General features: G+C 66.9%; 17 protein-coding genes and 8 pseudogenes. 10 read left to right on the forward strand and 15 right to left on the reverse strand.

Translation table 11 applies throughout. The features are described from left to right. Positions 1 to 185: 185 nt before the first annotated feature. A complete protein-coding gene (locus ACFVT5_RS39540) occupies positions 186 to 1,136 on the reverse strand; it encodes an NmrA/HSCARG family protein (RefSeq protein WP_389898560.1) in 951 nt (316 codons plus the stop codon). A 758-nt stretch (positions 1,137 to 1,894) separates the two neighbouring features. Further along, positions 1,895 to 2,575 carry a transposase gene (locus tag ACFVT5_RS39545; RefSeq protein ID WP_389898562.1) on the reverse strand — a complete coding sequence of 227 codons (681 nt, stop codon included), beginning with the start codon at positions 2,573 to 2,575 and terminating at the stop codon, positions 1,895 to 1,897. A gap of 392 nt (positions 2,576 to 2,967) precedes the next feature. On the opposite strand from ACFVT5_RS39545, the pseudogene ACFVT5_RS39550 reads away from it, so the two are divergent. Beyond that, a pseudogene (locus ACFVT5_RS39550) lies at positions 2,968 to 3,432 on the forward strand (transposase family protein); the annotation flags it as partial. Positions 3,433 to 3,849: 417 nt separating this feature from the next. Here ACFVT5_RS39550 and ACFVT5_RS39555 read toward each other — a convergent pair. Beyond that, positions 3,850 to 4,485, reverse strand: coding sequence for a TetR/AcrR family transcriptional regulator (locus ACFVT5_RS39555; protein ID WP_389898564.1), 636 nt, complete (start codon positions 4,483 to 4,485; stop codon positions 3,850 to 3,852). Positions 4,486 to 4,552: 67 nt separating this feature from the next. On the opposite strand from ACFVT5_RS39555, the gene ACFVT5_RS39560 reads away from it, so the two are divergent. Continuing rightward, positions 4,553 to 5,485, forward strand: a complete 933-nt coding sequence (locus ACFVT5_RS39560; protein WP_389898566.1) for a DMT family transporter — start codon at positions 4,553 to 4,555, stop codon at positions 5,483 to 5,485. A 98-nt stretch (positions 5,486 to 5,583) separates the two neighbouring features. Continuing rightward, positions 5,584 to 5,979, forward strand: a pseudogene (locus ACFVT5_RS39565) (P1 family peptidase); the annotation flags it as partial. Positions 5,980 to 6,168: 189 nt separating this feature from the next. On the opposite strand, the pseudogene ACFVT5_RS39570 reads toward ACFVT5_RS39565, so the two are convergent. From ACFVT5_RS39570 to ACFVT5_RS39580, 3 genes and pseudogenes are all read right to left on the reverse strand, one after another. Further along, positions 6,169 to 6,402, reverse strand: a pseudogene (locus tag ACFVT5_RS39570) (IS3 family transposase); the annotation flags it as partial. 148 nt (positions 6,403 to 6,550) lie between these two features. Beyond that, a complete protein-coding gene (locus tag ACFVT5_RS39575) occupies positions 6,551 to 6,787 on the reverse strand; it encodes a hypothetical protein (RefSeq protein WP_389898569.1) in 237 nt (78 codons plus the stop codon). A gap of 289 nt (positions 6,788 to 7,076) precedes the next feature. Next, positions 7,077 to 7,442 carry an MmpS family transport accessory protein gene (locus ACFVT5_RS39580; protein WP_389898572.1) on the reverse strand — a complete coding sequence of 122 codons (366 nt, stop codon included), beginning with the start codon at positions 7,440 to 7,442 and terminating at the stop codon, positions 7,077 to 7,079. A gap of 96 nt (positions 7,443 to 7,538) precedes the next feature. On the opposite strand from ACFVT5_RS39580, the gene ACFVT5_RS39585 reads away from it, so the two are divergent. From ACFVT5_RS39585 to ACFVT5_RS39595, 3 genes are all read left to right on the forward strand, one after another. After that, positions 7,539 to 8,027: a hypothetical protein gene (locus ACFVT5_RS39585; protein WP_389898575.1), complete on the forward strand. Its 489-nt coding sequence runs from the start codon at positions 7,539 to 7,541 to the stop codon at positions 8,025 to 8,027. 193 nt (positions 8,028 to 8,220) lie between these two features. Next, on the forward strand, positions 8,221 to 9,408 hold the full coding sequence (locus tag ACFVT5_RS39590) for a sensor histidine kinase (protein ID WP_389898577.1): 1,188 nt from the start codon (positions 8,221 to 8,223) through the stop codon (positions 9,406 to 9,408). Next, complete coding sequence (locus ACFVT5_RS39595; RefSeq protein ID WP_389898581.1) at positions 9,384 to 10,064, forward strand: response regulator; 681 nt, start codon at positions 9,384 to 9,386, stop codon at positions 10,062 to 10,064. The genes ACFVT5_RS39590 and ACFVT5_RS39595 overlap by 25 nt, the downstream gene beginning before the upstream one ends. Positions 10,065 to 10,317: 253 nt before the next feature. On the opposite strand, the pseudogene ACFVT5_RS39600 reads toward ACFVT5_RS39595, so the two are convergent. The 4 genes and pseudogenes from ACFVT5_RS39600 to ACFVT5_RS39615 all read right to left on the reverse strand — a co-directional run. Then, positions 10,318 to 10,389, reverse strand: a pseudogene (locus tag ACFVT5_RS39600) (IS200/IS605 family transposase); the annotation flags it as partial. A gap of 50 nt (positions 10,390 to 10,439) precedes the next feature. Beyond that, positions 10,440 to 11,534 (reverse strand): annotated as a pseudogene (locus ACFVT5_RS39605) (IS630 family transposase). Positions 11,535 to 11,783: 249 nt separating this feature from the next. Continuing rightward, positions 11,784 to 13,241 (reverse strand): alpha/beta hydrolase, encoded by a 1,458-nt coding sequence (locus ACFVT5_RS39610; RefSeq protein WP_389898584.1) that lies wholly within the window; start codon positions 13,239 to 13,241, stop codon positions 11,784 to 11,786. Positions 13,242 to 13,362: 121 nt separating this feature from the next. Beyond that, on the reverse strand, positions 13,363 to 13,638 hold the full coding sequence (locus ACFVT5_RS39615) for a hypothetical protein (RefSeq protein WP_389898587.1): 276 nt from the start codon (positions 13,636 to 13,638) through the stop codon (positions 13,363 to 13,365). 188 nt (positions 13,639 to 13,826) lie between these two features. Between ACFVT5_RS39615 and ACFVT5_RS39620 the strand changes: the two genes are divergently transcribed. Beyond that, positions 13,827 to 15,014 (forward strand): sensor histidine kinase, encoded by a 1,188-nt coding sequence (locus tag ACFVT5_RS39620; protein WP_389898590.1) that lies wholly within the window; start codon positions 13,827 to 13,829, stop codon positions 15,012 to 15,014. Next, a complete protein-coding gene (locus ACFVT5_RS39625; protein WP_389898593.1) occupies positions 15,015 to 15,692 on the forward strand; it encodes a response regulator in 678 nt (225 codons plus the stop codon). It begins immediately after the preceding gene. A gap of 682 nt (positions 15,693 to 16,374) precedes the next feature. On the opposite strand, the gene ACFVT5_RS39630 is transcribed toward ACFVT5_RS39625, so the two are convergent. Next, entirely contained in the window at positions 16,375 to 17,226 is an 852-nt protein-coding gene (locus ACFVT5_RS39630) for a thioesterase family protein (RefSeq protein ID WP_389898596.1), read from the reverse strand. A gap of 157 nt (positions 17,227 to 17,383) precedes the next feature. Between ACFVT5_RS39630 and ACFVT5_RS39635 the strand changes: the two are divergent. Next, positions 17,384 to 17,921 (forward strand): annotated as a pseudogene (locus ACFVT5_RS39635) (transposase family protein); the annotation flags it as partial. A 382-nt stretch (positions 17,922 to 18,303) separates the two neighbouring features. On the opposite strand, the gene ACFVT5_RS39640 reads toward ACFVT5_RS39635, so the two are convergent. Then, positions 18,304 to 18,672 carry a winged helix-turn-helix transcriptional regulator gene (locus tag ACFVT5_RS39640; protein WP_389898599.1) on the reverse strand — a complete coding sequence of 123 codons (369 nt, stop codon included), beginning with the start codon at positions 18,670 to 18,672 and terminating at the stop codon, positions 18,304 to 18,306. 149 nt (positions 18,673 to 18,821) lie between these two features. On the opposite strand from ACFVT5_RS39640, the gene ACFVT5_RS39645 reads away from it, so the two are divergent. Then, on the forward strand, positions 18,822 to 19,694 hold the full coding sequence (locus ACFVT5_RS39645) for an enoyl-CoA hydratase/isomerase family protein (RefSeq protein ID WP_389898602.1): 873 nt from the start codon (positions 18,822 to 18,824) through the stop codon (positions 19,692 to 19,694). Between the two features lie 53 nt (positions 19,695 to 19,747). On the opposite strand, the pseudogene ACFVT5_RS39650 reads toward ACFVT5_RS39645, so the two are convergent. From ACFVT5_RS39650 to ACFVT5_RS39660, 3 genes and pseudogenes are all read right to left on the reverse strand, one after another. Continuing rightward, a pseudogene (locus ACFVT5_RS39650) lies at positions 19,748 to 19,937 on the reverse strand (IS256 family transposase); the annotation flags it as partial. A 39-nt stretch (positions 19,938 to 19,976) separates the two neighbouring features. Continuing rightward, positions 19,977 to 20,132, reverse strand: a pseudogene (locus ACFVT5_RS39655) (IS30 family transposase); the annotation flags it as partial. Positions 20,133 to 20,361: 229 nt separating this feature from the next. Next, a complete protein-coding gene (locus tag ACFVT5_RS39660; RefSeq protein WP_389898605.1) occupies positions 20,362 to 20,937 on the reverse strand; it encodes a transposase in 576 nt (191 codons plus the stop codon). Positions 20,938 to 21,540 lie beyond the last annotated feature (603 nt).

Genomic DNA, 21,540 nt, shown 5'->3' on the forward strand with positions numbered 1-21,540 from the left:
ACCGACCAGCGATGCCGTCCTAGCCGAAGGGACCCTGCCAACGGGGGAGCTCTGGGTACCACTGCATGTGCCTCCGCAGCGGCATGCCGTCGCGCCGCTGAAGACGCGTTCCCCTCACTCGGCGCCCCGGGGGTGCCCGCCGGAAAGGCGGCACCCCCGGAGCATGCGCTGCCGGCAGCAGCGGGTCAGCCCGCCTGGATGTTCGCGGCGTTCTCGGCGAGCCAGTCGTCGAAGCTCTTGAGTGCCGGGTTGATCTCCCGCAGGAGGTCCAGGTCGCGGGCGCCGGTGAACTCCTGGTCGAAGTCGCCGTAGTACCGGAACATGTTGGCGATCTCGTCGCCCGCCGGTACGCCCAGGGAGCGGAAGACGTCGTAGGGAACCGACTGGAAGCGCACCGGCTCGCCGATCGCGGCGCCGAGCTTCTGCGCGTACTGGGCGCCGGTCAGGTGGTCGCCGGCGAGGCCGACGGTCTGGCCGATGAACCGCTCGCCGGCCTTGAGGATGGCGAGTGCCGTGCGGCCGATGTCGTTCACGTCGACGCCGGCCAGCAGCTTGCCGTCCTCAAACGGCAGGGTCAGCGTCAGTACGCCGTCCTCGGCTCGCTTGGGACCCATCATCGACAGGAAGCCCTGGAAGAAGAAGGTGGTGTTCAGGAAGGTGGTCGGCACCCCGGCCTGCCGGAACAGCTCGTTGCCCTCGCCCTTGGCGTCGAAGTGCGGGACGTTGTACTTCTCCTGCAGGACGGGCATCCGCTCATCATCCAGCGGCAGCAGTTCGCGGGTGTCCTCCAGCGTCGACCACACCACGTGCCGCAGCCCGGCCTTCTTCGCGGCTCGCGCCAGAACCTCGATCTCCTCCATTTCCTTGGCCGCCGAACCGTGCGCCCAGAAGTTGGTGACGAGGAAGGCGCCGTAGGCACCCTCGAACGCTTGGTGCACGGTCGGCTCGTCATGGAAGTCCGTCCGCACGACCTCCGCACCGAGGTCCGCGAGTTCCTTGGCCGCGGATGAGTCGGGGTTCCGGGTCAGCGCACGCACCGTGAACTCCGAGCCCGGATCGGCGAGGATCGCCCGCGCGGTGCCGCCTCCCTGCGCACCGGTGGCTCCGGCGACCGCGATGACCTTCTTCTCACTCATGCCACTACCCCTACCCAACGAGAGATTGTTGATCCATCAACTGAAGCGCAATCCGGTTGATGAATCAACCTTTGCTCCAATATTGAGCCACGATCTCTGCGAAAGTCACCTGAGTGACGCAACGGGACCGGCCATACGCCTGGCTCGACGGGAGCGGCATAGTTCACTCCGATCCACCTGCGGGCGGCGTCCAGGGCCGCCAGGAGGCCGTCCGGGGGGACAAGGAGTGACTCCGTGGCACCGGCGCGCAGGTGCGGGCTGTCTGCCGTGGTGCCTGACACCGGTCGGGCTGCCGCGACCACCGGACACGAGTGGCCGCGTTTCATGATCCGGTAAATGACGTCAGACAGGCGGCGCTTGAGTACCTGGCGGGCCTCGATGGGCGCGCATCGGTGGACCTGATCGTCACCTCACAGCCGTACTCCGCCCAGCGCTCCTACGGCGGCGACGGCGAAAACCTCGCGGGGCAGATCGGCTGCGATGCCTCGCCGGAGGAGTACCTGGGAGGCGATGTGGGCGTGCACCGCGGAATGGGCCCGCGTCCTCAAGCCCTCCGGGTCGAAGTTCGTGCTGCCCGGCGACAAGTACCACGGGGCACCCGGCGGCGCCGTCCAGGGCGGCGCCTGCGGGGTGCCCCTCCGGGCGCGACCGCACCCAGTACGCCCCCAAGCGGCACAAGTTCACCACGAGCGTGCCGAACAAGTCGCTGTTCCGGATGCCCTGGAGGTACGCGATCGGCTGCGTCGACCGCGTCGGACTCATCCACCGCGCCGATGATCTGGCACAAGCCCAACCCCATGCCCGAGTCCGTCGCCGACCGCGTCGTGCGCCACGACGTACTGGCACGACCCCGAGCACGCCCGACACTCCGCAGCCATTCCCGAGGATCTGGTGATCTCCGGGTGCATCAGGCGGAGGCGGAGGCGGAGGCGGAAGAGGACTTCCTTGGCTGCGGCGGAGTCGTGGGGATCGGCGGGGGTGACGGTCACGAGCAGCGGCAGGCCGCGGGTGTCGACCACGAGATAGCGCTTGGGGCCATTGTCTTTTTGCCCGAGTCGTAGCCTCGGGAGTCCTTGCCGACGGTCGAGGCCGCCTTCACGGACTGCGAGTCGATGATAGTGGCCCCGGCTCTGAGTCCTTTGCCCATCTCCCGTCGGATCCTGCCGGCGAGGACGTCGCGGATCTGTCCGATGATCCCGGCCGTCGCTCAGCGGGCCATGAAGCCCCAAACTGTGCGCCAGGGAGGGAAATCCATAGGTAGGGGCCCTCCATGTGCAGCCGGTGTCGACGACGTAGCGGATCGCGTCGACGCTCTCGCGGCGGGGATGTTTCTCCGGCCGCCCGCCGCGGGAGGTCTTGCAGGCCGGCGGCGGCAACAGCGGTTCGATCAAAGCCCACTCCGCGTTCGAGGTGTCCGAGGGATAGCGGGGGCGACGCATCTTCTCCTCCGCATCTGACCCGTGGAGGGGGCCGACCTCTACGTGTGGGGGAGGGGAAAGAGCGGCTCCCCTAGCGGCAGCGGACCCGCCACCCTGCACGGCTGCCGGCCGAAGCCGAGGCGCTGGCCTGCGAGATGCGCCGGACCCCCGCGGTGGGGAGCCCGCCGGATCGCCCACGAGCTTGATCGCGCTGGGGTGCCCTCGGCCCCATCGCGGGCGACCGTTCACCGTGTACTGGTCAGCAACGGCCTGGCCCGACGTCAGGAACAGCAGCACCGGGGCAAGTACAAGCGGTGGCAGCGCGAGGCTGGTCAGACGCTCTGATGGCTACGTGGGTACGGCGGGGCGTTGAGGGTTCATGGCGCAGGTGATGCTCCCGTTGGCGCAGACTCATCATCGTTGACGGCACCCTCATCCCCACCGAGCGCATCAAGGCGGACGAGCCGTAGTACTCGATGAAGCATCGCAAGCACGGCATGAACGTCCAGGTCGTCGCAGCCCCGGACGGCATACCGCTGTGGTCTCCCGCGCGGCCCGACCGCACCCACGACCTGACCGCAGCCCACGCCCACGGCATTGTCCAGGCATGCCTGACCGGCAGATCCTCATCCTGGCCGACCGCGCCGACCAGGGCGCCGGCGCCACCGTCCGCACCCCCTACTACCACCACAACGAACAGCCCGCGCACTACCAGCAGTTCAACCGCGACCACGCCCGGCTGCGAGCCCCCGGCGAACGAGCCTTCGCCCGACTCACGTCCTGGCACATCATGCGACGAGCATGCTGCTCCACCCCGCCGCATCAGCCGCACCGTCCAAGCCATCCACGTACTGCTGTCCTTCGACTATTCAAGATGAAAGAGGTTCAGTGACTGCCGCTGCGGCTGCAGGATTTGTACCCACTGGAAGTCCGAGCATCCAACACGGTGCGCATGTGGCCGTACTGAATGACGAGCGCGATCAACCCGCCTGGACGGCGGGCGATATGCCAGGCCAGACTGCGGCGGAACCGTGCCAAGCCGATGGTTCCGTGCGGGTCCTCGGGGTGATCTGCTCGGACAGATCTCGGGCTTTCGCCTCCTGGTTCGCCCACGCCACGATGTCCTTGATCCGTTTGTTCAACGCGAAGTACTTCAGGACTCCGGGGATCAGGTGCCGTCCGGGTGCACCGGCGGTGACGGATTCCGGATCAGGGCAGCAGCCGGACCGACGTCCCTGCACTACTGGCGGAGGGAGCTTATTCCAACCGTGCGCTGTTCTCCCCTCTTTCGGCACTCAGGAGCGATCCTTTTGGATGTCGCCTGGCCGCTTCGCTGTTGAGTCCTCCGTGGCGGCAAGGAGAGCTTGTGCCTGTTCGCGGGCATGGCTGATGGGGTCCGCAAAGATGTTCAGGCCGTGGGCGACGAGCGCTCCTTCGTGAAGCAGCATGAGCGTCCGGCCCAGATGGCTGCCCACGTCCGGGGTGATGTCCCCGGCGAGGTCCGTGAACAGGGCGAGCATCCACTGCTTTTGCCCGGTGATGATCGGGTAGGCAGGGTGGGACGGATCGCTGATCTCGGCGTGAGCGTTGACCATGCTGCACCCCTTGGAACTGTTCTTCGCCGACCATGCGCGTGAGGCATCAAAGACGGCCAGGACGCGCGCCGTCGACGCCGGCTGTGCGGCGTCGAGGTGCTGGGCGAGGAAGGCCCGCCAGCGTTCATCACGATCCGCAAGGTACTCCACGACGATCTGCTCCTTGGAACCGAACCGGTCATAGAGGGTCTTCTTCGTCACCCCGGCCTCAGCAGCGATCAGGTCCACCCCGACGGCATGGATGCCGCGCTCGTAGAACAGCCTCGCAGCGGCCTCCAGGACGCGCCGTGCGGCAGGCGTCATCGTGATCCGTCGCGGCGTCTCGGTAGTGCCCATACCTCAAGAGTATACCGATCTGTATAGTGACTGATGGGTATACCGATATGTTTAGTGGAGGTGAGACGTGAACTTCCTGCTCTCGATCACCTTCGTGCTGTGCTGGAGTTCCGGGTTCATCGGGGCAAAGCTCGGCGCGGGCAGTGCGTCCGCGGTCACGATCCTGATGTGGCGGTTCCTGCCGCTGGCCCTCATTCTGATCGTCATTGGCACCGTCTCCAGAACGTGGTGGCGGGGCCTCGCGGTGCGGGTCGTCGCCCGGCAGGCCGTGATCGGCGTGCTGTCGCAGAGCGGCTATCTGTTCACTGTCTATTACGCGATCCAACTCGGGGTCTCCAGCGGCACCACAGCCCTGATCGACGGCGTCCAGCCCCTCGTCGCCGGAGCACTTGCCGGACCTTTGTTGCGTCAGTACGTCTCGAGTAAGCAGTGGCTCGGTCTGTGCCTGGGGGTGGGCGGGGTCGTCATCGTCACCATGGCCGATGCCGCGGCTGGCACCGGCGCGGCCCGGTGGGCTTATTTCGTCCCCTTCCTCGGCATGTTCTCGCTGGTGGCGGCCACGTTTCTCGAAAGCCGTTCCCGCGCGCGGGTCGCGCCCCTGGTGTCGATGACCGTCCACTGCACCACCAGTGCCGTCATCTTCACGGCACTTGCCGTGAGCGCCGGAGTCGCGAAGCCGCCCGCTGAGATCTCGTTCTGGGCCGCCATCACCTGGCTCGTGGCCTTGTCGACCTTCGGCGGATACGGGCTGTACTGGCTCATCCTGAGGCGCTCTGGAGTTACCAAGGTCAACACGCTCATGTTCCTCATGGCCCCGGTCACGGCGGTCTGGGGAGCGCTCATGTTCGGTGAACCGTTCGGCCCGCAGACCGCTCTCGGCATGGCCGTCGGCCTCGCAGCGGCCGTCATCGTCTATCGCGGTGACATCTCATCCGCCAGGGTGTGTGCGCAGGATATGGATACGGGCGAGGCCGCGAGGCCAGTCAAGTACGACGCCTGATGCCTACCGGTAGTTCGTTAAATCCGGCAGTAGAGAGGTCAGTGCCGTGTCCGGTGGTAACCGCGTCGGTCAGGGCCTGAAGGTCGGGGGGTGGGTCCTTGTCCGTCCAGGCTCGCGTCAGCGGCGTACCGGTGGGGGAGCGCATCCCCACCGACGTGGTGCCCTCCCCGTACGACGGGGTGCGGCGTGCGATGGCTGGCAGCGGCTCGATCATCGTGATCATCGCGACCGACGCCCCGCTGCTGCCACACCAGTGCGAACGGCTGGCCCAGCGCGGCGCCCTGGCCATCGGACGGACCGGTGGCACCGGCGAGAACAACAGCGGAGACCTGCTGCTCGCCTTCGCCACCGGCAACGACGGGCTGCCCGCGGTCGGCCTCGGCACGCCGGCCGAGGACGAGATCGGTGTCCGCACGGTCAGCGACGTGGTGATCGACCTACTCTTCGACGCCGTCATCGACAGCACAGAGGAGACCATTGTGAACGCGATGGTATCGGCGAACCACCGTGGTCGGCCGCGACGGCATCACCACGCACGCCCTCGACCACGACCTGCTGCGCTCGGCGCTGGTCGGCCGTTAGGGTATGTGCCGGGCGGCGCGGTACCCGGCAAGATCCGAAAGACGGGCCCTCGCGCTCAGGCGCCGTCGTCCTGGGCGCCGCCGCGTTTGGCGACCTGCATGTCACCTGGCCTGCACGTATGTGATGTCGCCGCACCACTTCTCGTTCAACTGCCGGGCGGTGAAGTCGCGTTGGACGACGTCCGGTGCCGGTGGCGCGAGCCGGTCCGGGATAGTGGTGCGCTTGCGGCGCCCCAGATGACGGCCCTCGACCCCGTTGGTCGGCATGAGCCGCTCGACGCGTTTGCGGTTGACGGTGTGCCCGAAGCCGCGTAGCTCGGCATGGACGCGCCGGACCCCGTAGTGCCTTGGTGGCCGGCGTGTATCTCGCGTATCTCGCCGACGAGTTCCTCCTCGTCCCGCCGCCTGGCCACCCTGGACTCAGCCGAGGTCAGGTGTCGGCACAAGCCGGACCGCGACACCTGCGGCACCCGGCACAGCCACTTCACGCCGAAGTCGGCGCGGTGGGCGCAGATGAAGTCCCAGCGACCGGTGATGCCTTCATCTCCGCAGCGAAATACTGGGCCGCCCGGCGCAGGTTCTCACGCTCGGGTTCCCATTCCTTCCCGGCCTTGCCAAGGCGGTTGTTCACCGCCCGCAGCCGGGCCAGTTCCTCGTCCCGGCTCTCCAAGGCATGTCCGCCGCGCGTGCCGCGGCCGGCCGGCTCGTCGGCCTGGCGCACCCAACTGACAACGTCCCGCCGGTCCCCCCACATCGGCCGCGACCGCCGCGTACGTACGCTTCCGGCCCGTCGCCCGATACAGCGCCACCGCGTCGTTCCTGAACTCCGCCGGATACGGAGACTTGCGTCCCACCAGGACACCCTTCCTCGGATCTACGAGATCTATTGTCAGAGTGTCCACACCATGGGAGTCACCTCAACAACTCGTGCACACCGGTGGCTCGGGCACACAAGCCCGAGCCACCGGTGATCGCCGGGAGGACTTCGCGCACACGGCGATGCCGCTGGCTCAGTCCTGAAGGTTCACGGAGCAGGAGACCCCGCCCTTGGCATCTGGCTTCCGCTGCTCGTCCTTAAGCTTTCCGTCAACGTAGATACGGCACGCGGTGCCCGGCTCCGCGTCTGTGACGCTGACGTCGTTGAAGCCGAAGCCGACGTTCTGGGACCTGCTCCAGGGCAGCTTCTGGCCGGTCTCCGACTTACCGTCGTTGTCGCCGGAGAAGGCGTAGCTGATGTTCCCGCTGCCGCCACCGACCACTTCGAGCTTGACGTCCCAGCTCTTTCCGAACACACCGCAGCCGGTGACGGCAGTCAATGACAGGGCTCCGGCTGTGAGCAGCAACTTGGCGAAGGGGCCAGCCTTGGAGGACGTCACGGCAACTCCTGTTGATAGATGGTTCGCTCCTCTTGCGTGAACCATTGTTGGCGGCAAACAACCGGGCCGGTTCGGTCAGAAGGCGGAATTCGCCGTGTGGGGGTCGGCCGAAAGTACGAAGCCGAGACCGGCTACACCGCGTTCACGTCCAAGCCGAAGAAGCAGCAGGTCACCACCCGTCTGATCGTGCGATGCGTCAAACGCCTGGGCACTGGCACCCTCCCCGCCGGACAGGGCACGCTGTTTGACACCTGGCGCTACCACGCCGCGTTCACCGACTCCCCGCTCTCCTTGAAGGACGCCGAGCGTGATCAACGACGGCACGCCGTCGTCGAGCAGGTGATCGCGGATGTCAAGAACAGCGCCTTCGCCCACGCGCACAACCTGACTCGCGCCGCCGGTGCCCTGGCCGGCACGTTCCATGCCAGAGCGACCACCGCCACCATCCGTGACCACCTGATCAACGTGCCCGCCCGCCTGGCCCGCTCGGCCCGCCGCCTCACCCTGCACCTGCCCGAACGCCGACCTTGGAGCACGGACTTCACCCCGCTCTTCAGCACGGTGCATGCGCCACCAGCCCTCTGACGCTGCCCGACCGACCTGCCCGAAAGGGCCCGAAACCTGCGGACAAGTGGAAGAGCTGGGCAGACCAGCGGCCACCCCACGCCCGAATCCGCCACTCAATCCCGACACGGCCCGTACAACCCCAACACGGCCCGCACAACCCCGAAACGACCACCCCGAAATCAGCCGGTGCATCCGGGCTAAGCTCCTCCTCATGCTCCGCATCCCCCACCGCCCTGCTGCCGGGCCGAGCGTCATGATGGGCCTGAGCGCACTGCTTCTCCTGCTCGACGCATCCGTGGTGAGCCGCACGCATGTCGGCCTGGCGGTCTTGGCGAGCGGAGCTCTGGCTTTGGGTACTGCGGCGGTGCAGACAGGGGTGCACAGGACGGGTCGGCACGTGGTCGCGTGCGGGCTGACCGTCCTCGTGGCGACCTCCTCGTTGCTGACCACTTCCTTGGTGCAGGGCACGTTCCTCCAGCGCACCCCTGGCTGGGCGGAGCTGTGCGGCCTTCTGGCGCTGCTGTGCCTGACCTGCCGCTACGCACGACCGACACTGCTCGTGGTGTCCTCGATCCCGCTCTTCGCCGCGGTGATGCGGACGGAGGAGCGTGCGCCGGTACTGTCGGACCTGCCGGTGTTCAGGGAGGTCAACGGCCTGTTCATCCTCATGCCAGTGGCCTTCGCGCTGCTGGGTGGCTACCTGCGGAGTGAGGATGGCAGACGCCGGTCAGCGGCGCAGGACGTACGGCGAGCCGAGCGGCTGGACCTCGCCCGCGATCTACACGATCATGTGGCCCACTACGTCACCGCCATCGTCGTTCAGGCCCAGGCCGGTGAACACACCGCGGAGAGGGATCCCGCGACGGCGCGGAAGCTGTTCGCCAACATCGAGCAGACCGGCCAGGAAGGTCTGGTGGCGATGAACCGCATGGTCGGGCTTCTGCGCACGTCGGAGACCGCCGCGGCGCAGGCGACGGTGACGCCCGTGATGACGAGCATCAAGGAACTCGTGTGGCGCGCCGACTCGGCGGGACAGCGCACCTCGCTGGAGATCGTCGACGAGGTGAAAGCCGATGACTGGCCGCCCCAACTCGCCAAGACCGTACAGCGTTTGGTCCAGGAAGGACTGACCAATGTCCGTAAGCACGCCCGCAGCGCGACCGCCGTACAGGTGCGGCTGGAAGTTGAGGCAGGCCGACTGGTCATCCGCGTTCGGGACAACGCGACCGGCCAGCAGCGCGGTCCGTCCTGGTTCCGGCCCAGCGGGTTCGGCATGGTCGGCCTGACGGAGCGCGTCGTCGAACTCGGCGGTGAACTCAGCAGCGGCCCGATGCCCGAGGGCGGCTGGGAACTTTCCGCCTCGATACCCGTGAAATGGGCAGACAGGAAACCGCGGTGAGTATCTCCGTAGTGATCGCGGACGACCAGGAGATGGTGCGGACGGGCTTCCGCCTCATCCTGGAGGGGCACGACGACATCTCCGTGATCGGGGAGGCGCCCGACGGGGTGCAGGCGGTCGAGATGGTGCGCCGGCTACGGCCTGATGTGTGTCTCATGGACATCCGCATGCCGAAGCTGGACGGGCTGGAAGCCACCCGGCGACTGCGGCAGGCACCAGGGAACGTGGCGGACGACACAAAGATCGTCATCGTGACCACCTTCGACCTCGACGAGTACGTCTACGGTGCACTCCGCGCCGGCGCGAACGGATTCTTGGTCAAGAACTCCGGCCCCCGGCTGCTGATCGAAGCGGTACATGCTGCGGCCGCCGGCGACTCCCTAATCTCACCGTCCGTCACAGTGCGGCTGCTGGAGCACCTGAGCCCGCCCCAGCACGCCGAGAAAGCAGCGGCCGCCGCGCAACGGCTGAGCCCTCAGGAACACAAGATCGTCCGCCTAGTGGCCCGCGGGCACACGAACAACGAGATCGCCGAGCAGCTGACCCTCTCCCTCAGCACGGTGAAGACCCACCTCAGCCGAATCCAGGACAAACTGCCGGCCCGCAACCGTGTGGAGATCGCGGCCTGGGCATGGGAACGCGGAGTCGTCAGCTGAACCGAACAGAAGGTGCCACCGGTCACATGCGAACTGCATCAGGTCGTCGAACCGGCTGGGACCTCGACCAGTGGCGGTACTTCTCCCTGACCTACCCGGGCGAGGCCGCGGCATTCCTGCTGATGGCCAAGTCCCGACATAAGCAGACGGAGAACGTCCGTTGTTACCGAGACTCTTGCAGAAAGCCCCGGCGTTCACACCGGGGATGAATGCATTTCATGGGTGCTCTGACGTGCACTTCAGAGCGGATGTTTTGCTGCTCGATGTACTGGCGGACGATTGTCAAGGGTGCTCCGCCGCACGATGCGGAGAAATACGAGGGCGACTACAGGTGCACGTGCATGATGGCGTGGTTGATCCGGCCGGTGAACTCCTCTAGTGCTCCGAGTCAGGAATTCTATTCAGATAACTGACGAGGCGTTCGAGGATTTCGTCTGCGGTCTTCGTCCAGACGTAGGGCTTCGGGTCGGTGTTCCAGGTGGCGATCCAGACGCGGATGTCCTTCTCGACGGCCCGGACGGATCTGTGGTGGACACCTCGCCGTATCCGTTTGTTGGTCAGTTCGGCGAACCATCGCTCGACGAGGTTGAGCCAGGACGAGCCGGTTGGCGTGAAGTGCAGGTGGAACCGGGGTGGGTCAGCAACCACTTCTTGATGGCGGGTGCCTTCTGGGTGGCGTAGTTGTCACAGACGAGGTGGACACCCAGGTCACCAGGCACCTCTTTGTCGAGCTTGACGAGGAACTTCTTGAACTCTTCGGCCCTGTGTCGGCGGTGCAGGGAGCCGATCACCTTGCCGGTGGCGACCTCAAGGGCCGCGAACAGTGTGGTGGTGCCGGCGCGGTCGTAGTCGTGGGTGGTCCGCTCGGGAACACCGGGCATCATCGGCAGCACGGGCCGGGACCGGTCCCGGGCCTGGATCTGCGACTTCTCATCCACGCAGAACACCAACGCCCGTTCGGGCGGGTCCAGGTAGAGACCGACGACGTCGTGGACCTTGTCGACGAAGTACGGATCGGTTGACAGCTTGAAGGTCTCCGAGCGATGTGGCCGCAGGCCGAACGCCCGCCAGATCCGGGACACCGACGACTGAGACAGGCCCATCTCTCTCGCCATCGATCGCGTCGACCAGCGCGTCGCGTTCCTCGGGGTGGATTCCAGCGTCTTGGTGACGACCACGGCGACCTGGTCGTCCTTCACCGTCCCGGGGCCACCCGGACGTGGCATGTCACCCAGACCTGCGATTCGATGGTGCACGAACCGGGCCCGCCAGCGGCCCACCGCTCGTGGTGTGGACCCGAGTTGAGTGGCCACGTCCTTGTTGGAAGTGCCTTCGGCGCAGGTCAGGATGATCCGACGCCGCAATGCCCACGCCTGCGGCGTGGAACGACGCCGCACCCATCCCTCAAGTGCGGCGTCGTTCCTCATCCGACAGAGTCAACTCGGCCTTCGGCCGCCCCATCCGCGCCATAGAACAAGGCTACACATACACACGGAATTCTTGACTCGGAACACAAGCCGGCCAGTAAGGGACGTGGTAAACGGTCAGATGCAATTCGCCGACCCGTAGTTCGAGGGCGGCTCGGGCTCAGCAGTCCGGGAAGTACGGCGCGTTATGGCGGTCTGACCCTTCTGGTATGCCGCGGCCCTACCGTTCCCAACTCCCTGGCGTTCGGACTGCCTGGACCCAGCTACTCCTTGAACATGTCCGGACTCCCGTTCACTCACTCGGCTCCGCCGCGCAGGCGAGGTCCTGCGACGGGCGTTGCCCAGTGGTCAGGAACGCCGTCACCGCGTCATTCGCGCACGTGTTGGGGCCGAACGGATACACGCCGTGTCCGCCCTGGTCGGCCGTCACCATCGTGGCCCGCTTCCCGAACGCGTTCCGCAGCTTCTGGGCGCCGGCCAGCGGTGTCCCCGGGTCGCGTTCGTTCTGCACCATGAGCACGTTCGACGGGCCCCGGTCACCGATGCGTACCGGCGGTTCGACCCGCTTGTCCGGCCAGAACGCGCAGGGTCCGATGCTGGCCGTGGACCCGCCCAGCATCGGGTACTTCAGCCGGTCGACCGCGACGTTGCGCTGATAGTCCCGGACCGTCCCCGGCCAGCGTGTATCACCGCATATCACTGAAAGGCGGGAGGCCAAGCTGTTCTCTATGTTCTCCGGCAACGGCAGTGTGGGCGGAGGCCGGTCCTTCTCAAGCGCTTGCCAGGTGACGGCCAGCAGGTGCATGGTCGCATCGCTGTAGAGGTACTCGAACGTGATCCCGCGGAACAACGTCCCGTCGATGCCCTGGACCGGCTTCGCCTCCAACCGCTTCGCCAGGTCGAAGAACTTCGCGGTCACCTGCTCCGGCGTGGTGCCCAGACCGTACTCGGGACGCGCGGCCGCGAACGCCGCGAAGTCCGGGAACCGGTCCTCCATTCCACGGGCGAACAACCGCATGGCCGTAACGTCGTACCCGCCCGGGCCCAGGTTGCTGTCGAGCACGACCCGGTCGCTGCTCTTGGGGAACATCGTCGCGTACACCGCACCGAGGTAGGTGCCGTACGAATGACCGAGGTACGAGAGCTTCGGCTCGCCCAGCGCCACCCGGATCCGGTCCATGTCGCGCGCGGTGTTCGCGGTGGTGGTGTGCGGCAGCATCCATGCCGTCCGCGAGGTGGCGCACTGCTCGGCGACGGTCCGCGCGTACCTCGCCTCCCGCGCGACATCGGCCGCGGTGTGCGCGTACGGCGGGAAGTTACGGCGTGCCTGCTGCTCCGGCGTCAGATCGCAGGTCACCGGCGCGCTGCGGCCGACGCCGCGCGGGTCGAAGCCGATCACGTCGTAGGAGTCCAGCACCTTCTGGGGCAGCCCTGAGCCGGCGAGAAGGGCCGGGTAGTCGAGTCCCGTACCGCCGGGGCCGCCTGGATTGGTCAGCAGCACGCCGCGGCGCTGCGAGGGGTTCTCGCTTGCCAGTCGCGAGATCGCGATCTCGATCTGCCGGCCGTCGGGATCCCGGTAGTCCAGGGGGACTTCGAGCGTCGAGCACTGGAGACGGGGCGAGGCGATGTCCTCCGGGCACGGACCCCACCGCACGGTGTCCGGCGTCGTCGCCACCGACACTCCCGGAATCGCGGTCACCGCAACCGCGGTGGCGGCAAGGGCGAGGGAGAGGGAAAGGGTTCTGCGCATCTGATGTCCTTCCTGAAGGGGCGCACGGGGGCGCCGGAACGAGGGCTCGGAACGCCCGCCGTCAGGTCCTGCCGGCCCGTGGAGGCCGGCCGGACAGGACCTGACCGCGTGCCGGATTGCGTCAGGCCGTTTCTCGGCAGTGGATTTCTCCGGAATCACCGGGCCGCCCGGCGTCCGGTTGCCGGTGGGTGTGTGCCCAGCCACCGAGCACCGTCGCGACGAGCGCGATGGATCCGAGAAGAGTCACCCGGCCGGCAAGGCCGCCCGGGACCCAGTCGAAGATGCCCCACAGCAGCTCGGAGTCCCGGTTGAGCAGACCGTGGATCACCGCTTGGGCGGCCAGGGCCGTGACCACCATCCCCACCGCCTCAAGGGCTCCGAAGCCACCCTCGCGCATCGCGCTTCTCCGTCTCGTGTCCGGTTGTCTCGGCACGTGAAGGAGTCTGTCCGTGCGGCGCGGCCTCCACATCAGCCCGACGGCTAGAAGGGCTTCGACCACAGGCGAGACGGTCATTCGACTTTGGTCCAGGGCGTATCATCCCTCGGTCCGACTCGCCGGACATGCGGTGTCGCGATAATGGCCAGGTGGACACGGACGTTGCACCATGGCTCGGGTGGTGGCCGCAGACCTGGCGGCTGGCAGCGGCCGCGGCTGTGGGCATACCGGTCTGGCTCGCCACCGGTGTGCTGCTGAAGTGGCAGGCGGCCGGGACGGGCTCCTGGTTCCTGATCGGTGATCCGCTGGTGGCGCTCGGCTGCTTGACGGCGCTCGTGTGGCGGCGGCGGTTCCCGCTCGCCGTCGCCATGACGGTCGCGATCGCGTCGACCGCGTCTGCACTCGCCACCGGCGCCGCGCTCGTGGCGCTGGGTTCGGTCTCCACCCGTCGGCGTCCGGTGGAGATCGGGGTCGTCGGGCTGGCCTACGTGACCGCGTCACAGTTCGCCGTCGGGCTCTACCCGGTTCAGGGTCCGAGCCCGCCCGGCCCGTGGTGGGTCCAGCTCGCGTTCTCGGCACTGACCGCGGGCATCGCGGCGGCCGTGGGCATGGCCATCGGCGCGCGGCGTGCCGAAGTGCGGTCCCTGCGGGACCGGGCGGAGAGCGCGGAACGGGAACAGACCGCGCGAGCAGCGCAGGCACGGGCCCTGGAACGCAACAGGATCGCGCGCGAGATGCATGACGTGCTCGCGCACCGGATCTCCCTGGTCGCCATGCAGGCCGGGTTGCTGGGCCACCGCGGCGACCTCACAGCCGAGGAGAACCGCGTGCTGGTCCGCTCCATCGCCGACGGCTCCCATCAAGCCCTGGAGGAACTACGGGATGTCCTCGGTGTTCTCCGGGCCGACCCGACCCGCCCGGAACCACCACAGCCCTCCCTCGACCGCATCCCCGAACTGGCAGCCGACGCCCGCGCATCCGGGCTGGACGTCACACTCACCACCAGCCTGACGGCAGATCCGCCCGATGTGGTAGGGCGAACCTGCTACCGGATCGTCCAAGAAGGACTGACCAACGCCGCTAAACACGCCCCGGGCGCACACATACACATCACCCTGGAAGGAGCAGAAGGCGACAAACTAGAGGTCAGTGTCCGCAACTCCCCAGCCATCACAAAAGACGTGCGACCGCCGGCGTCGGGATTTGGCCTGCTCGGCCTCGGCGAACGAATCACCCTCGCCGGCGGAACACTCGACCATCACCCCACACCCGACAACGGATACGTCCTCACCGCACGACTACCCTGGCCGAACCCCACCCACGAAAAGAGAACATGAGTGGACAGCGAGCGGGAGCCGGTGCGCGTCGTCATCGTCGACGACGACCAGCTGGTACGCGTGGTGCTGCGGCTTGTCGTCGACGGCGAACCGGACCTGACCGTCGTCGCGGAGGCCGCCGACGGGGACGCCGCGATCACCGTGGTGGATGAGCAGCGGCCGGACGTCGTGCTGATGGACGTGCGGATGCCCGGCCGTGACGGTCTCAGTGCGACCCGGGAAATCCTCACCCGCCGGGCGCCACCCCGGGTGCTCATGCTGACCACGTTCGACTCCGATGCTCTGGTGCTCGGCGCGCTGGAAGCAGGAGCACTCGGGTTCGTCCTCAAAGACACCCCACCGCCGCGGATTCTCGACGCGGTGCGGACCGTCGCGGAGGGCAACCCCGTACTGTCTCCAGCGGCCACGGCACGGGTGATCGCCGCAGCCACCGGTCCACGGTCCTCCTACGCTCGCGACTTGACCCGCGAAGCCGCACGGAAACGGCTGGCCGCGCTGACCGACCGAGAACTCGAAACCGCCCGGGCCATCGCGGACGGGCTGGGCAACCCGGAGATCGCCCGGAGGCTGCACATCAGCATCGCGACCGTCAAGGCGCACACGGGCAACCTGTTCGCCAAGCTGGCGGTCGAGAACCGGGTACAGATCGCGCTCCTGGTCCGCGACGCGGAAGAATGACGGCCCCCTTGACGACGTGAAACCTTCCGGGTGACGCAGCGGGCGCCGGCCTCGCCCCGAAGTTCCGGTGCATCGACTCCGGCTAAGCCGGTGACTGCTTCGGCTTTCTGCCACGGGCGGTGCGGATCGACAACCGATGTCGGTGGCCTTCCTCCGGTCGGCCGGCGTTCGCGTCGACCAGTGCGAGAGCCCGGAATCCGCGGGCGGGGACATCCTCGTCAAGGCGATCACCCGGGCCCGCGCCCGAGGCGGCACCTGGGTTCGTGGCCCCCCGGCGCTTGTCCTCCAGACCGGCAACACCCGGCTCAGCATGACGCGCTTTGCAGCGGTCCACCGTCAGCGGTGCCACACCGGCGAGTTCGGCGATGTCCTTGCGCCGCCGCCCCCCCGGCCGACCACAGCACGATCCGTGCGCGAAGAGCCACGACAGCCGGCACATCCCGCGAACCCGCCAACTCCCGCAGCTCAGCCATCTGTTCAGGGGATGAGATCCATACCAGACCTGTACGGTCCCAAACCGCGTGACATATCGATCTTCGTCGGCCTGGGATTTCTCGGTTGTCTCATGACGGTGTCACCTGGATCGAGTCCCAGATTCGTGGCATTTCTCCGCAGGCGCGGATCGGGGCCAGTGGCGCCGCGATGCCGGGATGAACCTGGGCCTGTCCCCGAGAGACCGGGGTCAGTCCGCCGTCGGGGACGCTTCCAGGGCTTCGGCGGTCAGTTTGCCGCGTGGGCCGATGGCGTCGGCCACGCTCAGGCAGGTGCTGTCGTGGAAGACACCGAGTTCGTAGTGCACGGAGTAGGCGTCGACGGAGCGGACCGTGAGCCCGATCTCGTAGTCGCCCGGGTAGGTCACCTCACCGAGATACTGGATCTGATACGACGAAGGGGGCAGATCTGGCACCGGGCCCGCACCACTTGTCCCCATCGAGTGCGAAGTGAAGGTGGCGACGGCCTCGTCGTACCAAGTGGCCAGTGCGATGAAGTTGACGTGCTGGTTGGAGTCGACGTCTCCGATCCGGGAACGCAGCGTGGCCCAGTACGAGTAGTGGGCACGTTGCAGGCGCTCAGGGCGTGGACGGGCAGCTGCCGACGTTCCTGTCTCCGGTAGTTGCATCTCGTCGAGATCGGCGATCAGCTCGTCCGGAAGCTGGAGCGGTCCCGAGTTGTCGGCCAGCACGACGGTGGCGTCGCCACTGCCCACATGCCTGCTATCGACCATGATCACCTGTTCGAACGTGAATGAGGAGCGCCCGACCCGGCGAACGCCGGTGTGCACTTGCACGCGGGTACCGGTCGGGCCGGCCGGAGCAAGTCGGTTGACCCGCTGGCCGACGAGCAATATCTGGAACGGCCCGAACTCACCCTTACCGATGAGGCGTTCGAAGCGGTGCAGCCGCAGCCGGATCCGCGCGTCTTCCAGCCAGCGGGCCATGCCGATCGTGCTTGCCGAGCCATCTCGACCAAGATCGGCCTGCCGCACCCGGACATCGATCTGGATACCGAACCTCTGACCGTCAGGAGTGTTCATGCATGATGACCTTAGGGCAGCGCCAACTCCGCCACCAGGTCGGACAGGGCATACCACGCGACCAGGTCCCGTTACTCCAAGCCGCACCGCGACTGTGCGCAGCACTGACGGTCTTGCCTTTGCCGACGCGCCACCAGCTCCGCCAAGCTCGCCCGGCATGCCTCCAAACACGTCTCATCTCCATGTCCCATGGGCTCCGCTCCCTCGCCGCCGCCTGAGGGATCGTCGGCGCGCTCTCGGCACCCCATGGCGGCGCCTGAGCGCGGGCCGACGGGCTCTGCTCACCCTCGCTCACCTCCGCAACGGCCGGCCTTACGCCCAGCTCGCGGCCGGATTCGGGGTCGGCGCCACTACCGTCTACCGGTACGTCGCCGAGGCCGTCGAGCTCCTGGCCGCCCTCGCCCGCACGCTCGCCGAAGCGGTACGGGCCGCGTCGATGAAGGCGTATCTGATCCTGGACGGGACGCTTATGCCAATCGACCGGATCGCCGCCGACCGTCCCTTCCACTCGGGCAAACACAAGAAGCGCGGCATGAATGTGCGGGTCATAGCCGACCCGAAGGGGCGTCTGCTGTGGGCTTCACCAGCCCCTGGCTGGTGCCGTCCACGACGTCCGGGCCGCACGCGAGCACGGCATCGTCGACGCTCTCGCCGAGGCCGGCATCACCTGCTGGGCGAGCTCCTGGCGGACGGGCGATCTTGGTCTTGAACCCGTTTACCAGGAGCTTCTTCACGTCCGGACACCGCCTACAGGCCCTACTACCCACCCAGCCTGCCAGGTTGGAAAATGCTCAGTGTGAGCAGCAGGCCAGTTCACGACCCTCGATCCGCCAGCGGCAACCATGCAGGAGCCCGTTAGCCTACTTCTGGGCCTATCAACGAACTCTGCGGCTGGCGGACGGACCCGGCGAGGTGCACAAGCGGACCCTCGCGGCGGGCGAGATCCGTCGCCGCCGTGCCAGCTGGCGGGATGGGGTGAGCATGAAGGCGTGGCAGCCCTGCCGTTCACGCCGGGTGTCGAGCTGTGGGGCGAGGTCGCCGCTCCCCGTCGCGTCGCTGGCCGGGGCGTTCTAGAGATCAGGCAGACTGCTCGTTGCTGTAGTCGTATGCACGATGATGCGACTGGATCGCGTCCATGTTCTCCACGGTCCAGTTGTACAGCTCGCCGAATGGGCCCTGCAGGGATCGGCCGAGCGGCGTGAGTGAGTACTCCACTCCGAGTGGCCGTCCGGGCAGGACTCGCCGGGTGATCATTCCGTTGCGCTCAAGGCGGCGCAGCGTCTGGGTCAGAACGCGTTGGGTAATACCGTCCAGGCGGCGCTTGATCTCGTTGAACCGTCGTGGCTCGCTGAGCACAGCCAGGACCAGCATCGACCACTTGTTCGCGATCTGGTCGAGGATGGCGCGGCTCGGGCAGTCGGCCCTGTAGACGACATCGTCAGTCATGGGTATCCCTGTGCATCCCTAGGATGGTGAAGGTGCGTAGTTGACGTTCCTGGCTGTCTAATTCAACATAGGTATACATCAGGAACCTGGAGAAAATCAAGCACCTGTGTTGCCTTTTGGCGGCCCGCGTGCGGAATTGGATGGCTGGCGTGTCCGGAGCATTTCCTGCGGCGAAGAATTACCCGACGTTGCGCGTTTCGGTGGACCGGGGTGTGGCGAATGCCGTGATCGACAATCCGCCGGTAAACGTGCTGGACGTTCAGCTCATGACTGACGTGCTGCAGTTTCTCAAGGCGATTCGCGATGATACCTCTGTGAGGGTTGTCGTCTTCAGCAGCGCTGATCCGGATTTCTTTATTCCTCATGTCGACATGACGCTTATCGACGAGCCTACGGCTTTTGACGAACTGGCTTCGGAGGCGCCGGAGGGGCTGAACGTATTCCAGGCATTCGGCGAGGCGGTGCGGCACCAACCCCAGGTCACGATCGTGAAGCTGGCAGGTATCGCACGCGGGGGTGGCGCCGAGTTCGTGACAGCTGCCGACATGGCCTTCGCTGCCGCAGGGGAAGCGCGTCTCGGTCAGGTCGAAGCGCTGATGGGCATCACGCCCGGCGGTGGCGCCACCCAGTACCTCGGCCGGCGACTGGGCCGTAACCGCGCACTGGAGCTGCTGCTGGGAGGCGACCTGATCGACGCGGAGGCCGCCGAACGGTACGGCTGGATCAACCGAGCACTACCTGCGGACGAACTCGATGCGTTCGTCGACCGCCTCGCCCGGAACATCGCAGCGCTGCCCGATGGCGTCATCAAGGCTGCCAAGGTGGCCGTGCCGGCCGTGGACCTGTCCGAGGGGTTCGTCCGCGAACACGAAGCGTGGGCCGGCCTGTTCGTCCTACCTGCCGCCGAGAAGCTCATCAGGGGCGGACTCGAACGCGGCGCCCACACGCGAGAGGGTGAACTCCGACTGGAGGACCTGCTCCGTGACTCGTGGCAGGAGCTGAAGGGGCAGCCGAACGTCTGACGCTCCTGGTCGGGGGTCTGTCAAACGAGCGGTGTAACTGGGGTTGTTGATGGTTACTGACGGGCCGCTGAGAGTCGGCCGTCGAAGGTGATGGCGAAGGCGTTCAGCGCTGTCTTCCAGCGCTGTCTTCCAGCGCATGGTCCAGTGGGTCTGTCCCTTGCCGGTGGGATCGAGCGACGTGATCGCCATGTAGACGCACTTCAATGCGGCCTGCTCGTTCGGGAAGTGACCGCGGGCCTTGACCTTGGAATCCAGGGGTCGTCGCAACACATGGTCGGTTGGTCAGGCAGCGATCAGTTTATGCAATCGCTCGGCTGGGGTGTCCCAGTCGAGTGTTTTGCGTGGACGCCTGTTGAGTTCGGCGGCGACGGTGTCGAGGTGTTCGCGGGTGTGGGCGGCGAGGTCGGTGCCTTTGGGTGCCTCTGTGTTTCTCAAGCCGCATGGAGTGGGTGGGCTAGGCTCGCTACTGGCGGGTCCGGGAAGTGACTTGTCCGAAGAGTCGGCTGTTGGGGTTGGGCCGGCCGCGCTGGATGCTGTAGTCGCCCCCGCCTGTCCTCCTGGGCCCGTCATCCGGGCGCGACGGCGCTCGTCGGCCATCATGGTGCGCCAGACGTGATCAGCGAGTCGGCGTTTGAGACAGCGTTGCGCTTCACGGGACGTCTTTCCTTCAGCGAGTTTGGCCTGGTAGTAGGCGTGGCCTCGTGTGCCGGGCATGCGTATCTGCGTGATCGCCACCGTATGGAGCGCGCGTTGAGCTGGCGGTCCCGCGCCGGGACAGGCGATGACGTGCACGGTCCGCGCTGGCGATCTCAATGGGAGCGGTGCCGGAGTACTGAGCGAAGGCGCTGGCGGTAGGGAAGCGGGTGGGGTTCCCGGTCCGGCCCAGGAGGCGGGCGGCGGTCACAGCCCCGATTCCTGGCGTGTCGGTCAGCCGGCTGTCGGACTCTGTGATCAACAAGGCCATGGCCTTGGCATTGTCCTTCAGCTTCACGTCCCAGGTCCGGACCTCGGAGATCAGATCGGTGGCGAGGGCGTGGCGGGTGAGCTCGGCCGGACCGGCAGGGGCAACGGACTCCAGCAACTGCTCAGCCTTGGCCGCGGACAGGTCGCGCGGTGCGCCGCCGGGCAGGAGGGCGCGCAGCAGCGCGTGGAGCTGGTTCACCGCGCGGACTCTGGCCTGGGCAAGGTTGCTGCGCCGCTCGTCCAGCAGCGCCAGTGCGTCCGTTGAGCCTTCAGGTTGCACGGGCCTGGCGTCGCCCTGGAGAGCGGCGACGCATGCCGCCGCAGCTGCGTCGATGCTGTGGTATCGCCCCGCTCGGCGGGCTAACGTGACCTTTACGGGCGCGTTCGGCTAGGCGGCCAACTCCTGGGTGAGCGGCGGCTGTTCCGCCTCTTCGACGGCGAGCTGTCATCGCATCTTCGGTCTGTGAGGTAGGTGCACCGGTCACCGGAGAACGAGGGCAGTCACTGGATCGGTTCTCGGTCCCCCGTTGAGCTGTTTGTCATCGTCTATACGGCCGGCACGGGCCGCGGATCAACGAGTTCGTTCGCGTAGCGCTCCCGCTCGGCCGCCAACCGCATCGAAGCGCAGGACATCCAGGCTTCGGACAGCGGCACGACGCGGTCGTTGTCCAGCGTGTGTACGTCGTCTGGGCAGGGGTCGGCGAGGCCGCCTGGTCCGCTACTGGTCCGGGAGAATTCGCTTGAGCCTCCAATCGTGGCGCGAGCTACTGAGGTGATCGCGGAGAGTAGCGCACGTGCAGGGGTTGCCTGGAGTGGAACGGAGCCTCCAGGCAACCGACTTGAAGCTCTAGAAGAACCCAAGTTTCTGAGGGCTGTACGAACA

Origin of the sequence: Streptomyces sp. NPDC058001 (assembly GCF_042886315.1) — a bacterium.
Lineage (GTDB): Bacteria > Actinomycetota > Actinomycetes > Streptomycetales > Streptomycetaceae > Streptomyces.